Origin of the sequence: Bacillus sp. NSP9.1 (assembly GCF_000465465.2) — a bacterium.
Taxonomy (GTDB): domain Bacteria; phylum Bacillota; class Bacilli; order Bacillales; family Bacillaceae; genus Bacillus; species Bacillus sonorensis_A.
The window spans coordinates 293,470-307,950 of the sequence record NZ_CP048273.1 but is presented as its reverse complement, the minus strand read 5'-3'; the positions used below and the strand labels follow the sequence as shown (position 1 = coordinate 307,950).

Annotated in this window: 12 protein-coding genes and 1 riboswitch; of the genes, 4 read left to right on the top strand and 8 right to left on the bottom strand. The window is 45.1% G+C overall.

Annotated features, from left to right (window positions below; all coding sequences use genetic code 11):
• Genes M654_RS01530 through M654_RS01505 form a run of 6 tightly spaced genes read right to left on the bottom strand, consistent with a single transcriptional unit; the run spans nt 1 to nt 5,772 of the window.
• Entirely contained in the window at nt 1–648 is a 648-nt protein-coding gene (locus tag M654_RS01530; protein WP_026589311.1) for a class II aldolase/adducin family protein, read from the bottom strand.
• Nucleotides 635–1,582 (bottom strand): 1-phosphofructokinase family hexose kinase, encoded by a 948-nt coding sequence (locus M654_RS01525; RefSeq protein ID WP_026589312.1) that lies wholly within the window; start codon nt 1,580–1,582, stop codon nt 635–637. Before M654_RS01525 ends, M654_RS01530 begins: the two co-directional genes overlap by 14 nt.
• A 13-nt stretch (nt 1,583–1,595) precedes the next feature.
• Complete coding sequence (locus M654_RS01520; protein WP_026589313.1) at nt 1,596–2,957, bottom strand: PTS galactitol transporter subunit IIC; 1,362 nt, start codon at nt 2,955–2,957, stop codon at nt 1,596–1,598.
• Between the two features lie 15 nt (nt 2,958–2,972).
• Nucleotides 2,973–3,248 carry a PTS sugar transporter subunit IIB gene (locus M654_RS01515; RefSeq protein ID WP_026589314.1) on the bottom strand — a complete coding sequence of 92 codons (276 nt, stop codon included), beginning with the start codon at nt 3,246–3,248 and terminating at the stop codon, nt 2,973–2,975.
• 5 nt (nt 3,249–3,253) lie between these two features.
• Nucleotides 3,254–3,721 (bottom strand): PTS sugar transporter subunit IIA, encoded by a 468-nt coding sequence (locus tag M654_RS01510; protein WP_051290443.1) that lies wholly within the window; start codon nt 3,719–3,721, stop codon nt 3,254–3,256.
• On the bottom strand, nt 3,718–5,772 hold the full coding sequence (locus M654_RS01505) for a BglG family transcription antiterminator (RefSeq protein WP_051290444.1): 2,055 nt from the start codon (nt 5,770–5,772) through the stop codon (nt 3,718–3,720). The genes M654_RS01510 and M654_RS01505 overlap by 4 nt, the downstream gene beginning before the upstream one ends.
• A 580-nt stretch (nt 5,773–6,352) precedes the next feature.
• Nucleotides 6,353–6,462, top strand: a riboswitch (SAM riboswitch).
• 44 nt (nt 6,463–6,506) lie between these two features.
• Between M654_RS01505 and M654_RS01500 the strand changes: the two genes are divergently transcribed.
• From M654_RS01500 to galE, 4 genes are all read left to right on the top strand, one after another.
• A complete protein-coding gene (locus M654_RS01500; protein ID WP_442858856.1) occupies nt 6,507–7,667 on the top strand; it encodes a 5-methyltetrahydropteroyltriglutamate--homocysteine S-methyltransferase in 1,161 nt (386 codons plus the stop codon).
• Between the two features lie 141 nt (nt 7,668–7,808).
• On the top strand, nt 7,809–10,028 hold the full coding sequence (locus M654_RS01495) for a glycosyltransferase family 39 protein (protein WP_026589316.1): 2,220 nt from the start codon (nt 7,809–7,811) through the stop codon (nt 10,026–10,028).
• The gene (locus tag M654_RS01490; RefSeq protein WP_077735956.1) at nt 10,028–11,026 is read left to right on the top strand and encodes a glycosyltransferase family 2 protein; all 999 of its coding nucleotides are present in this window, start codon (nt 10,028–10,030) and stop codon (nt 11,024–11,026) included. The genes M654_RS01495 and M654_RS01490 overlap by 1 nt, the downstream gene beginning before the upstream one ends.
• Before the next feature lie 29 nt (nt 11,027–11,055).
• Entirely contained in the window at nt 11,056–12,036 is a 981-nt protein-coding gene (galE, locus tag M654_RS01485; protein ID WP_026589318.1) for a UDP-glucose 4-epimerase GalE, read from the top strand.
• A gap of 105 nt (nt 12,037–12,141) precedes the next feature.
• Here galE and M654_RS01480 read toward each other — a convergent pair whose 3' ends face one another.
• On the bottom strand, nt 12,142–13,239 hold the full coding sequence (locus M654_RS01480) for a hypothetical protein (RefSeq protein ID WP_026589319.1): 1,098 nt from the start codon (nt 13,237–13,239) through the stop codon (nt 12,142–12,144).
• 109 nt (nt 13,240–13,348) lie between these two features.
• Nucleotides 13,349–14,467, bottom strand: a complete 1,119-nt coding sequence (locus tag M654_RS01475; protein WP_026589320.1) for a hypothetical protein — start codon at nt 14,465–14,467, stop codon at nt 13,349–13,351.
• Nucleotides 14,468–14,481: the final 14 nt, after the last annotated feature.

Here is a 14,481-nt window from a genome sequence, read left to right as displayed (position 1 = left end):
TTATTCCTCCAGATTAAAACTTAATTTCTCATCTCGCATTTTCCTTATATTTAACGCATCAAACACGAGCGCTTTCGCGGCGGCATACGCATTGTATTCAATTCTCTCCAGCATGTCGTACGCCTTGTGCAATGTTCGGTCAAGCACGAGAATCCCGTGTTTGTTCAGCAGCATGGCCTGGGGCAAAGGCTGTTCTTTTTTGCTGTTAACATCGGCTCTGACCGTTTCCGCCAGCTCCTTTGAAGTGGCCGGGGCAAAGGTGAGCGACCTAATGCGGCCAAGCTTTTGCGTAGCCTCAGTGATGTTCGGGAGATCCATGCCCAATGAAGCGAACACCAAAGATTCCTTCGGATGCGCATGGAGAACACAGCCGATGTCTTCCCTTTCTTGATAACAGGCCATGTGCATATTGATTTCCCTTGTGATGTTTCCTTCTCCTTCGATTTTCTGCTCATCCATATCAACGACAAGGATTTCAAATGGTTTGAGATCGCAAAACTTTTGCTGGGACATTAAGGTCGGTGTCATGATGATATGATGCTCGTTCATTCTGACGCTCACATTTCCGCCTGCGACGTTCGTTTCAAAACGGGTAAACATCAGCTTGACAACTTTGCACAGGTCCTCTCGTTCTTTACGATATAACACGATGATCATCTCCCAATTCTGTAATGATGATTTGCGAAAACAAGCTTTCGGCTTCAGACATATCAAAATCTGTGCAATTTTGCTTTGCCGCTTTGGATGCTGCACAAGCCACAGCATAGCGCAGCATCGTTTGGAAATCGGCTTTTTGCACCAATTGAGCCATGAATGCCCCGACAAACACATCTCCGGCACCTGTATCATTCCGCTCATGAACGGCCGCCGATGTCACGCGGTATATCCGGCCGTTGCGGGAGGCATAGCACCCGTCGCGTCCGAGCGATATGACGACATAATCGATTTTGTCGGCCAGAAGGCGCAGCTTCTCCAATAAAGACAGCCGCTGTCCGCTAAACAATTCCTCAGCCTCATGCTGATTCGGCTTTATAAAATCCACTCCCAGCTCAACAGCCAAACATAGCGCCTCCCCTGAGAGATCACAGGCAATAAAGCAGCCTTTCCTTTTCAATGCAGCGAGAATTTCCTTCAGCTTTGCATTCGTATAGCCGGGAGGCAGAGATCCGGCCATCACAACGGAATCGTTGGGGGTGACATGCCGATCGATAAAACGAATGAGCCTTTGGTGATTCTCCTCTGAAACGGGAAAGCCGTCTCCGGTGATCATCAAACTGCCTTCATCCGTTTCATCAAGCAAAACGATACACTCCCTGGTCGACGCCCCCTCTTCAACAAAAAGATGGTGACTGACCTTTTTGTCGGTCAGAATCGCTTCCATTAATGTGCGGTTTCCTGATCCGATAAAGCCGAGCGCTTGATTGACGACACCGAACTTGGATAAGGCATGTGAAACGTGGAGCCCTTTGCCTCCCAAGTCGTATTCCGTTTCGGCCACCCGGTTCGTTTTTTTCCTAGTCAAACGTCCAGTTGTCTTTATCAGCCGGTCAATGGCAGGATTCAGTGTAATCGTATATATCATAGCGGTTGCCTCCTTATACCGTTTCTTCCTTTTCCAGTTCTTTCGTCCGCTTCTTCATCATCCGGCAATACAAGGCGAAGAAAAGGAGCCATACGGCGGCGAGAATAAGGCCGGCGACATGGCCTTGCAACAATTCACCCGCTTTTGCAAAAATATAGCGAAACACCGGGTATTCCAGCGTACTCCAAGACAGCATCTGGCCTTCACCGATCTTCACCGCGTTTGTATCCTTTGCCAGCTGTGTGATGGATGGTGCAAAACCGGTGGCAATATACAGAAATACAGGTGTCGTAATGATGCCCAAAAGCAGCATGCGCAGGAGGTTGCCTCCGGTAATGATCAGTGCCGGCACGGCTAATGAAATATTAATGATCCCGGCGAACGGCAAAATCGCATTGCCGGGCAAAAGGACGGCATAGATTAACGTAACGGGAACCATCAAGATCATCGCTACCCATGCTTCACTGCTTCCCGCCAAAATCGGCCAATCGAGACCGATGAACAGCTTCCGGTTTTTAAATTTGTTTTTCATAAACTCAGAAATGGCATCCGACAATGGAGAGAGCGCTTGCATGAAGAGCTTGGCAACCATCGGAAACAATGTTAAGGCAGCAGCAGCCTGTACGGCGAGCATCAGCATGTCGGGGACGGAATAGCCGGCTGTCATCCCAAGCAGCAGGCCGATGATGAAGCCCATCACATGATTCTCCGCAAAAACACCCATTTTTTCTTTTAATGTATCGGCGTCAACATGCCGGTCAAACAACGGTATCTTGCTGATGACCCAGTTGAACGGAAGCAAAAACACAGCAAACAGCATCATACTGTGCGAGACGGTGACGCCGGGGATTCCCGTTATCCTTTCAATTTGTTTTTGGTTCACATCGGCCAGGATCAGCTCAATTACCATTTGAACGGCAGCGACCAAAAAGGCGATATAAAGATTCCCGGTGACACCGATCACAAGGACGGCTGTTAAGATCTTCCCCCACACATTCCATAAATCAACGTTTAATGTCTTCGTTTGATTGAAAAAAAGCATGATGGCATTAATCAGCATTTGCAGCGGAAACATCAGAAACGCGAGCGGCCATGCCCAGGCCAGGGTGGCCAGCGATGTCCAGCCCCCATCGATCGTATTGAGCTGTATACCCGTTCTTTTGACGAGAGCTTGAGCAGCGGGTGTCAGTGCATCCAGCATAAATCCGATGACAATGTTCATTCCGACAAAGGCAACGCCGAGTATGACCGCTGCATTGACGGCATCCTTCCATTTCATTCTGGAAGCGATGCCGACAAGAAACATAAGAAGCGGCACAAATACAGCTGCCCCGAGATCCAATACATACTGAATAATGCTTTGCAATAGCTCCATCCGGGCCACCTCCGCTTATGTTAATAATTGAATCAGCCTATCCGTTTCTTCCTGAAGCCCCATCCCCGTTAAAAAAGCGATACCATTTAATGTCGGAATGGCATATTCTTTTTTGGTTTTTGTAATGGCGATATAAACATCGCTTGAGCCGATGTACTGCTCCAATGATTTAATATCGACCGCGTCCACGCTTGCACGGATGCCGTTTTCCTCCAATATCCTTTTTACTTTTGAAGCAACAGTCTGGCTTGTCGCCACTCCCGACCCGCACGCTACGATCACTTTTTTCATTTTCATCACTCCTGCACAGTTTGTTTTAGAAAGGTGAACAATTGTTTTTTCTCATCCATCGTCTTCAAACGTCTGACAAAGCGGCTGTCATTCAACTTTTCGATCAGAAGTTGCAGCACTTTGACCTGTTTGCAGGGATCTTTCACCCCCAGTACAAAAAAACAATCGATATCCACTTCCTGATCTTCTGTCCCCATATGGATGAACGGCAATTTTTGGTCATTTTTCACAACCGCGATAAAGGCCTGCTTCACGTGCCTGGCATCGGTATGGGGAAGACCGATGCTAAATTCCGGAAGCGCCAGCCCTGTCGGATATTGCCGTTCCCTCTCTATGATCGCGCCTGTAAACGACTTTTCGACATATCCCAATTGCTCTAATGCACAACCGATTTCTGTTAGCAGTTCAGACGGCGTTTGTGCATGGATATCGGTAAAAATGAGTTCTTCCTTGAATAAATCAGCTTCATTCACCTTCTCCACCCCCTTCCCTCAGAAGACAGGCAGATACGATCGAGGACATCTCTTTTTGTCTGTGCCTTCCATATCTTCGCTGAGTCATTCAAAAACAAATCGTTCAAATGCAGAAGAGTAGGTACATGATGATGTTCATCTTCGGGAGCCAGCACGACAATCGCTTTTGCAGCATTTCCGTCAGGCATGACCACACGGTGCCTGCATATCAAAATGCTGAAATCCTCATGCACCACCCCATCGTCCGGCTTCGCGTGCGGGAGATAGATGAACGGGCCAATCATCATTCTGCGGCTTTCCTCCGCAAACAGTTCCGTCAGCCGCCGCTTATAATTTTCATTGATGGACCCCCTTAACTTCATGGGCTTAATCGCTTGTTCAAGCGCTTCTTCCCAACTCATGTCCCTTTCAGTAAAACCGATATGGTCTTCTGAAAATGGGAACAGCTTTTCACCTTTAATGCGATCGTCGTTTGCACATGCAGAAGAAGATGATTGATTAAAGAAAGACATGAGTTTCTCTTGCACAGCCGGATAATCCTTTTGATCGATATAATCTTTCAAATGAAATAATAATTCGCGCGCCTTTTTTTCACTATCTTGTTCTATATATTTTTGAATCTCTTTTTTTAATAAGAAGCGATCTTTCTCATTTAAAATCGGATCGACTAAAAACGTTTTTTTCACAGTATTTAAAGGGACGGTTGAAAAAATAAAATCCACCTTTTGTTCGTGTTCTTTAAAATTCCGCTCCGCATATGCGCCAATGAACTGAAAATGGGGAAACATTCCTTTTAATGTTTCAAGGAGAAGCTTTGATACAGAAATTCCGTTCCGGCATACAACCAAAGCTTTAAAGACAAAATCCGCTTCTCCTTCTGTCTGATGAATCCAGGCCTGTACAATCATCGCAAGATAAGCGACCTCTTCCTGCGAGAGCGGCAGCCCGATAACCTTTTCGATCGGAAAAACGGAATTGCTGACGATGGAATAGACGGATGGAAATTCGCCGATAAATTGATCCTTTAATGGATTGTCGATGTTCAGCCCCATCTTTATTCTGTAAACCGCAGGCCGCAAATGGAGAAGCAGCCTATGTTTAAGCTCTTCTTTCTTCATTAAATCTGTCGCCAGCTGTCCTTCAAGCACATCGAGGAATTCATGGACGCAATTCACCAGATCCCCGCCGCTTGAAAGATCAAGTGCAGATTCAAGCTTGTTGGATGACAGCACCTGAAGAGACAAATACAATTTATCGTTTTCACTCAGCTCGGTCATACCCCAAAATATATTTTTAAGACACTGATATTCCTTTGTATGGATGAGGTCCGCCTCTTCAAATTCAAGCGTCCACTCCCGCCTGCATTCCTTGATCCGCCTGATCAGCAAGTAGAGGACGATCGGTAAATCTTCAATTTGTTCGTCAGTCAGCGAAATCTTCAATTCTTTTTCCGCTTTCATTAAGCGTTCTTTTAAAAGGAACAGCTCATTTTGATCGATCAGCCCTTTCCGCTCCAATAAGGCGGCGCCGGCATCGCGAGTCAGCAGTTTTTTCGTCTCAATGACCAGCTTTTTGCGAATGCGATACTCAGAGCCGATCAACTGATAACCGTCTTTTCTCGAATATTGCAAATCCAGCGATTCGTTTCGCAAAGATTCCTTGACGGCCTTCATATCATGGAGCATCGTATTTTTGCTGACCGCTGCAAAGTCAGCCAGCTCTTTTAAAGAATCACGGGCCGGATTTGTGGAGAGTTTAATGACGATCAGGCCCGTTCTCAGTTCCGGCGGAATGTAGTCCAGTTCAACAAATGTTGCCTTTTTCAGCATGATATAAAGGTATTCCCGCGTTTTGTCAGAGATCAAAATGCGGCCGTCTTCTCGGGTAATTTGAATCAAATCCAGCTTCTGCTTGCCAATGTAGTCATTCAGCTGTCTAATATGGCTGCAAATTGCACTTTTATTTTGGCTGATCTCTTTTTCGATCCAATCGACCGTAGAAGAACGATTCATCACTAAATGCTGAACAACGTCTTTTAATTTATTTTTCATCTAATCCCCCCTTCTATCCCGAGACCTTAGTTCTATTATATTTTTAAAGCGACCGGAAATATGGTAGTTGAACACAATTTAGAAAACGCTTTCAAATATCGATTGTGATCATCTTTTTCTGTTTCCGGGATATGATAAATATCTGAAGAAATACCGCCTGAAGGCAGTTTGTCGAAAACCCATTGATCCGGTGTTTTTCCCACAATCTATAAATCAAAGATGTTTAAAATGGACCATTTGATTCATACGTATTTTGCAAACCTGGAATTGAAAGATAACACACTTCAATATGAAGCCTTTGATGCATCACCTTGTTGAACGTTCTCACAACTGCTTTTCAGAAAAAATCACACCTTGAGTCGATTTAATATCATTCAAGGCCATAGACATTTATACGATGCTGTCCAATCCGAAGACATCAAGCAAACCTCGAATGGAACGAATGGCTGCAGAGGAAAATGAAAAATATCAAACGGTATGGAAAAATACCTAAACAGAGAGATTTTTGCCAAATACCATTGACATTTTCATAAAAAGTATTAATATTAAAATTATTATAAAAATCGCATAAAAAAGGTTTTCCTTATCAAGAGTGGTGGAGGGACTGGCCCTGTGAAACCCGGCAACCGCTGTCTATGACAGAATGGTGCTAAATCCTTAAGAGCGTATTCGCGTTCTTGAAGATAAGGAGGAGATTGTCTATCAAGCTCTTCCTTATCAGGAAGAGCTTTTTTATGTTACCAAAACAGAAAGAGGGATCAATCATGACAAATCCAGCAGCTGAACTGTCACAAACGCCAAATCAAAAAAAGGGGCCGTACCGGGCTGATCAAGTGGGCAGCCTTTTGCGGTCAGAACCTGTGAAAAGAGCGCGCCTTCAAAAAGCGTCCGGTGAAATCACCGCTGAACAATTGCGCGAAGTCGAGAACGAAGAGATCAAGCGCATCGTTGAAAAACAAAAAGAGATTGGGCTTCAAGCCGTGACAGACGGCGAATTCCGCCGCTCATGGTGGCACTTCGACTTTCTGGAGGGCCTTGACGGTGTAGAGGGTTATACAGCGGACAAGGGAATTCAATTTCACAATGTAGTAACAAAACCGCGCGGCATAAAAGTGACCGGCAAAGTCGATTTTACGAATCATCCAATGCTTGACGATTATCGTTTTCTTCATCGTATTGCCGGAGACCATACGGCGAAAATGACAATTCCGAGCCCGAATATGCTGTTTTTCAGAGGAAAGCTTGATGAAAGCCCGTACGCGGATCTGGATGAGTTCCATCATGATGTGGCCCAAGCTTACAAAAAAGCGATCGACGCGTTTTATGATGCAGGCTGCCGCTATCTGCAGCTTGACGACACAGCTTGGTCCGTATTTTTCTCTGAAAAGGGACACGAACAAATCAAAGCGTTCGGACGCCAGCCTGATGAACTGCGTGAATCCTTCGCCAAAACGATCAATGAAGCGCTTGACGGACGCCCTGATGATTTGACCGTCACCATGCATATTTGCCGCGGAAACTTCCGTTCGACATATGTGGCCTCAGGCGGCTACGACGCGGCCGCGGAAACGATTTTCGACGGACTGAACCTTGACGGACTCTTCCTGGAATTTGACGATGAACGCTCCGGCAGGTTTGAACCGCTTCGTTACGTCAAACGGAAAGATTTACAGATCGTCCTCGGCTTAATTACTTCTAAGTTTGGAGAGCTTGAAGACCCTGCAGCCGTCAAGCGCCGTATTGAAGAAGCTTCCCGCTATGTTGATCTGAGCCAGCTCTGCCTGAGTCCGCAGTGCGGCTTCGCTTCAACGGAAGAGGGAAACCTTTTAACGGAAGAACAGCAGTGGGAAAAACTGCGCCATGTAATTGACATTGCAGAAGATGTGTGGAAATAAAAACACGCGTTTGAGACATACCGTAATCGGTATGTCTCTTTTTTTTTGCCCGCGTTTTTACAATTTAAAAATCCTTCTTGATTTGTTCATAGTTTGATCATATTTGGCTTCTATAATGCATGTAAGTGAGGTGACCGAATAATGGAAAAGAAAAGGAAAATTGATATCTTTCTTGTATTGATTCTCGCATTATCTGCATGTTTAAACCTTTACGGCATCTGGAATAACGACACAGACAACGCCTACTATACGGCGGCCGTTGAGAGTATGACCCAAAGCTTTCATAATTTCTTTTACGCATCTTTTGACCCGGCAGGCTTTGTAACGGTTGATAAACCGCCTGTCGCATTATGGATTCAAACACTGTTCGCTCTCGTATTCGGCGTGCACGGCTGGAGCGTCGTTCTGCCCGAAGCGATTGCTGAAGTGATCTCTGTATCACTCTTGTACTTTATTGTAAAACCGACCTTCGGAAAAACGGCGGCAAGAATAGCGGCTCTCGTGATGGCATGTACACCGATTGCCGTTGCCGTCAGCCATACAAACAACGTTGACAGCATTCTCGTCCTTTGTTTGATGATCGCAACATGGATGTTGTTTAAAGCCGTCCGCAAAGGAAAAATCGGATGGCTGCTCGGAGCCTTCTGTATGGTCGGCGTCGGCTTTAACGTCAAAATGCTGCAAGCTTATATGGTATTGCCTGCATTCATGCTATTTTACCTGATGGCAGCAAAGACGACGATTCGCAAAAAAATCGTTTCCCTTATCACAGCAGTTATCGTTCTGGCAGGTGTTTCCGTTTCCTGGGCGGTCATCGTCGACAGCCAGCCGGAAAGTTCGCGGCCTTATATCGGAAGCAGCCAAACCAACTCGGTACTGGAGCTCGCTTTTGGCTACAACGGAATCCAGCGTCTTACCGGACAAAACGGTTCAGGCGGAGGAGCTGCTTCTGATCAAGAGCAAAAGAACCAGCAGCAGGAAACACCACAGCAACAAAACGATAGTTCCGATAACAGTTCGGACTCAGAAACTGAACAAATGACTCCGCCAAGCGGAAGCGAGATGCCTTCAGGCGGACCTGGCGGCCAAATGGGCGATGTCCAAAACGGCGGCGGTCCCGGAGGCGGCGGAAACGGTGCAGGTTCTTTCGGCACAGGAACACCCGGGCCACTGAGATTGTTCCAATCTGAGCTTTCCGGACAGGCAAGCTGGCTGATTCCGTTCGTCTTCTTCGGCATCATCGGTTTACTAATTACAGGCATTCGCGGTCAACGAAAATTCAATGAGACAACGAATGAAACGATTTTCTGGACAATGTGGCTGTTGCCGGTCGCTGGATTCTTCAGTGTCGCCGGATTCTTCCACCACTACTATCTGATCATGCTGGCAGCACCGATTGCCGCCTTGTCAGGTGCGGGATGGACGGCATTAGTCCGCCTCTATCAGGATGAAAACGGCTGGAAAAAATGGCTTCTTCCGAGCGGTGTTCTGCTGACAACCGCGTTTGAATTGTATATCTTCAGCCCTTATCTCAGCGAGATCGGAATCGGCTGGAGCATCGCGATCGGCGCTTTCGGAGTCGTCACAAGCTGTCTGCTCATCTTTGTCAAAAAAGGAAAGTCGTTCAGCTACTACGTTTCAGTTGCAGCGCTTCTCGGCATGCTGATCGGTCCTTTCTACTGGACTGCCGCGACCCTCGCTGACGGGGTGAACGGGATGATCCCGCAAGCCGGACCTACATCCGCACAATCATTTGGCGGCGGGGGAGGCGGCAAGATGAACAACAGCGGCGGACCTCCTGGATTCGGCAGCCAAAATGGCCAAACAGACAATAATGAAAACAACGATAATAACGGGTCAACAGATTCCGACTCCAAGCAAAACAGCCAAAACGCCAATGAAGCTCCAGCAGGCATGAGCCCTGACAGCTCCGGCCAGTTTCAGCAAGGCAGACGGGGCAGCGGCGGACCTGGAAGCGGCGAATCAGTCGATGAAGAACTGTTGAGCTACCTGGAAAAGAACAACACTGGAGAAAAATATTTATTTGCAGTCTCCAGCGCAACTTCAGCTCAATCTTACATCATCAAAACAGGCAAAGCTGTGATGGCGATGGGCGGATTCTCAGGAAGCGACCCGATTTTGACCGTTGAAAAACTCGAAAAGCTTGTCAAAAACGGTGAAGTCAAATACTTCATGATTGGCGATGGCAGAGGCCGAGATCATTCGGAACTCACCAACTGGATTAAAGAAAACGGCACGAAGGTTTCCAAAAGCGAATACAGCAGCTCTTCTTCAGATAACAGTTCTCAGTCGGGCGGACCTGGTGGAAATCAGACGCTCTATAAAGTGGAGCTGGATTGATGAAAGGAAAGGTGATCAATATGAACGAACCCGTCACATTTTCAATTGTTGTTCCCGTCTTTAACGAGGCGGAAGTCCTCGACAGCACCTATGAAAGACTGAAAAGCGTCATGGATTCAACCGGAGAACCATATGAGCTGATTTTTGTAAATGACGGCTCCAGCGATAACAGCATCCATATGCTGAAGTCGCTGGCTCAGGCCGATCCGGCTGTCAAATGCATCAATTTCTCAAGAAACTTCGGCCACCAGATTGCGATCACCGCCGGCACGGACTATGCTGCCGGCAAGGCGATCGTCGTCATCGACGCCGATCTTCAGGATCCTCCTGAACTGATTTTGGAAATGGCTGAAAAATGGCGCCAAGGCTTTGACGTGGTCTACGCCGTCCGAACGAAGCGCGAGGGAGAGACATTTTTCAAAAAGCAGACGGCCTCCATGTTTTACCGCATGCTAAGACGTCTCACAGATGTCGACATTCCGGTCGATACTGGAGATTTCCGGCTCATGGACCGCAAAGTCGTCAATGAAATGAACAAGCTGAAAGAGAAAAACCCGTTTGTCCGCGGGCTTGTCAGCTGGCTCGGCTTCAAGCAGACGGCCGTCTATTACGAGCGCCACGAACGGCTTGCAGGGGAAACGAAGTATCCGCTCAAAAAAATGCTGAAGCTGTCGCTCGACGGCATCACTTCATTTTCCTTTCAGCCTTTGAAGCTGGCAAGCTACTCAGGAATCGCGCTGTCAGCGATCGGCTTTATATACGCTTTCATCGTCGTCTGCCTGAAGCTGTTTACGACAAGCACCATTACCGGCTGGTCATCGATGATTATTCTGCAATGTCTGTTCAGCGGCTTCATCCTGATCATCCTCGGAGCCATCGGCGAATATATCGGCCGCATTTATGATGAAGTGAAGGACCGGCCGCTCTACATTGTAGATGAAAAATACGGATTTGAAGAACAAAGGCGGGCTGTCGCACCGCAGCGTCATATCATGTAGCCAAAATGAACCAAAAAGGAGAGATTTCGATGAGTATACTCGTTGTCGGGGGAGCCGGTTATATCGGTTCCCATGCCGTTTACACATTAATTGAGAAAAATGAAAAAGCCGTCGTTGTCGACTCCCTGGCAACCGGACATGCTGAAGCCGTTCACCCTGAAGCCGTTTTTTACAAAGGAGACATCCGGGACCGGCATTTTCTCAGGCAGGTATTCGAAAACGAGGACATCGAAACGGTGATGCATTTCGCAGCTTCTCCTATTTCAACCGAGTCAAATCGCGTGTTTTCTTCTTTCAATGAAAACATCTCAGGATTGGAAACACTGCTTGACGTCATGAAAGAATTCGCCGTTAAGCAGATCGTCTTCGCCTCAAGCGCGGCCGTCTACGGCAGCACAAAAGATGTGCCGATTACAGAGGAATCAAAACCGCAGCCTGTCCATCCCCACGGAAAAGTCAAATGGCTGATGGAGAATATGCTGATGGAAGCGGAAAAAGCCTGCGGTCTCAACTATGTGATTCTCCGCTCCTTCAATGTCGGCGGGGCCCACCCATCCGCAGCGATCGGCGAAGACCGTACGGATGATGCGCATCTGATTTCAAATGTTTTGCGTGCTGCTATCGGAACGAAACATGACAGGACCGCATGCACAGCAGGAATTCGCGATTATGTCCACGTACAGGATCTCGCCGAAGCCCACGTTCTCGCCATCAACCATTTACGGCAAGGCAAGGGGAGCCGGACATTCAATCTCGGCTATGGCGAAGGCTATTCAGCCGAACAAGTCATCCAGGCCGCCCAATATGTCACAGGCATCGGCCTCATTCCCGTCACACCCGGTGACAGTACAGACACCCCGGATGCCTTGATCGCTTCCTCTTCCCGCGCCAGAAAGGAATTAGGCTGGATCCCGAAACACAACAGCCTGATCGCCATCATCCGCGACGCCTGGAACTGGCATTCTGCGAATCCGAATGGATATGCATCGGAGAAGGTGGGGCAAGGGTGAAAAATGAACTGCACCCCTATAGTTAGATAGTGTCTAACGGTGGAGGTGCAGTTTTTTTCTCCGTGATGAATATCTACTGTAAATCTAGTCGACTACCCAATCATCCTAATAATCTATCAAGTAAGCAGTCGGGTGTTTTTTGTCCTGCAAATCAATCAGCATATCAATATATCCCGAGCCATACCAGATGAAATCATATGAAAATTGGATAGCCACAAAATTTTTATTAAAATATTTAATTTCAGCTGAATTGACTTTTTTCACTTTCAAACCTGCTCCGTCAAAAGCCTTTTCAAAATCCAAATTAAATTGCACTTCATCCTTATGATTTCTTTTTAGATAATTTTCCACAGTTTGAATGCGCTGGACACCTTCAGATATGATATCCTTGTCTTCAGCCCCGTTGAGATATACATATTTGCCGTCTTCGCTTAAATAATCATCGTCACTGATTTTTCTGACTAGGTTTGTCTTTTTTTCAAAAATGTATTTGTCAAATAAGTGCAGATAGGATCCATCCTCCGTCACCTTTGGAAAAACAGACAGGTAATCATTTAGTTTTCCTGACTCGATTGTTGCGGGCAATTCATCTTTATTGACAATCTGGTATTTTAAAAGATTTTGTTTTAAAAATATATAATATGTCTTCGTATCTCCATCGCCTGTATAATCCTCTACTCCGATCAGCATGTTTTTTTTATCAATAGCATAAAGATAGAGATAAATATCTTCAGAATCAGCTGTTGCCTTTATGGGCAGTTTTATCTTCTTTTCACCTAATTCCGTTTTCACTTGCAGCATATTTTTATGATCCAACCGCAATTCAGGCAGCTGACGTTCTATTATATAGCTAAGGGGGCCTTTGGCATCCAAAAACTTGCTATTGTTTATGTGGTGAGAGTAAAACATTTGATCAGGTGAAAAAATTGACGCATATGAATCCTGAAGCTCTTTATCTGTATATTGATAATAACGAAGACCACCCTTATCACCGCGCATAATCGTATACTTATGATTTTCATGCCTTAACGTCGCATCGCCCGCTAATCCACTTTCAATTCGTATATACTCTTTAAATGCCGGACTGTCTTCTTTTGGATATCCTTTTTGATATGTGAATGCATCATCGTCTTTTCCACAGTTGGTGATCGCCAACAAACATATTGTGAAAATACCTAAGTATATAAACCATCTTTTTTTCATTGAAATATTTCTATCCTTTATGTTCCTATTTATTTAACTTCCAAAAAATTCTATATGATTATCCCAGCTTTGTGACCTGTGTCAAATGAATAAAAACTCTTCAGTCCCTCTATGATTCAATTCCTAAATCAACTAAGTAAGCAGTTGGCTGTTTTTTGTTTTTTTGTAAGTCAATCAGTACATTAACAGAGCCTGCTGTGCCAATTGTCTTCCCATGATAGGAAATATACAAAACTACATAATCTTTATTAAAATAATGAATATTGGCTATCCTTGCATCGCCCGCGTTAAAATCCATCTCTTTTGCAATTTGTTTGAAGTCAATCTTAAATTGAGCTTCATATTTTTCATTTCCTTTTAAATAGTTGTCCACTGTTTGTATCTGTTGAACACCATCGGAAATTACAAAGTTTTCTTCTTCTTTTGCTCCGTTAATATAGACATACTTACCATCTTCGCTTAGAATATCAGTGTCTTTGATTTTTCTGACTTTGTTCGTCTTTTTTTCGAAAATATAGTTGTCGAATAACTTAAGATATGATCCATCCTCTGTTACTTTTTGAAATACTGAAAGGTAATCATTTAACTTTCCAGACTCAACTGTTGTATGTAATGCTTCTTCTTTCACTAGCTGATGTTTTGAAAGATCTTGTTTTAAAAACAAATAATATGTTTGTCCGTCTCCCTTTTTTCCATTTACCACCACTTTTATCTGCATGTTGTCTTCGCTAACAGCTTCAAGAGCCAGAATTACTTTCTTGCCTCTGGCTGATGGTAACTCATACTTTTTTTCTCCGAATTTTGTTTTCACCTTGAGAACATTCTTTTTATCTAAAGTCATTTCCGGCAGATGATGTTCTATTTTATTGCGAATAAGCTTTTCTTTCGTTAGAAAGTTAGTTGTTTGTAAATCATACAGTTTTGCTCCGGGATATTTTTCAGAAAATAAAGGATTGTAAAAGTCCTCAAGCTCTTTACTCGTATATTGATAATAGCGTAGTCCATCTACATCACTGCGCATAATCGTATAAGTATGATTTTGATAATTCAATGTCGCATCACTCACTAAATCAAGTTCATGTCTCATAAATTCTTTAAATGCAGGGCTGTTTTCTTTTGGTAAGCCTTTTTTATAGACGACTTCTTGATAATCATCTTTTCCGCATCCGGTGATCACAACTAAAAGCACTATTAATACACTTAAACTTAAAAGTCTATATTTCATCATTGAACTGCTCCTAT

Coding starts and splice junctions, on each gene's coding strand:
- M654_RS01525 (WP_026589312.1), bottom strand. CDS start 1,582: ATGATATATACGATTACACTGAATCCTGCCATTGACCGGCTGATAAAG.
- M654_RS01520 (WP_026589313.1), bottom strand. CDS start 2,957: ATGGAGCTATTGCAAAGCATTATTCAGTATGTATTGGATCTCGGGGCA.
- M654_RS01515 (WP_026589314.1), bottom strand. CDS start 3,248: ATGAAAAAAGTGATCGTAGCGTGCGGGTCGGGAGTGGCGACAAGCCAG.
- M654_RS01505 (WP_051290444.1), bottom strand. CDS start 5,772: ATGAAAAATAAATTAAAAGACGTTGTTCAGCATTTAGTGATGAATCGT.
- M654_RS01500 (WP_442858856.1), top strand. CDS start 6,507: ATGTTACCAAAACAGAAAGAGGGATCAATCATGACAAATCCAGCAGCT.
- M654_RS01495 (WP_026589316.1), top strand. CDS start 7,809: ATGGAAAAGAAAAGGAAAATTGATATCTTTCTTGTATTGATTCTCGCA.
- M654_RS01490 (WP_077735956.1), top strand. CDS start 10,028: ATGAAAGGAAAGGTGATCAATATGAACGAACCCGTCACATTTTCAATT.
- galE (WP_026589318.1), top strand. CDS start 11,056: ATGAGTATACTCGTTGTCGGGGGAGCCGGTTATATCGGTTCCCATGCC.
- M654_RS01480 (WP_026589319.1), bottom strand. CDS start 13,239: ATGAAAAAAAGATGGTTTATATACTTAGGTATTTTCACAATATGTTTG.
- M654_RS01475 (WP_026589320.1), bottom strand. CDS start 14,467: ATGATGAAATATAGACTTTTAAGTTTAAGTGTATTAATAGTGCTTTTA.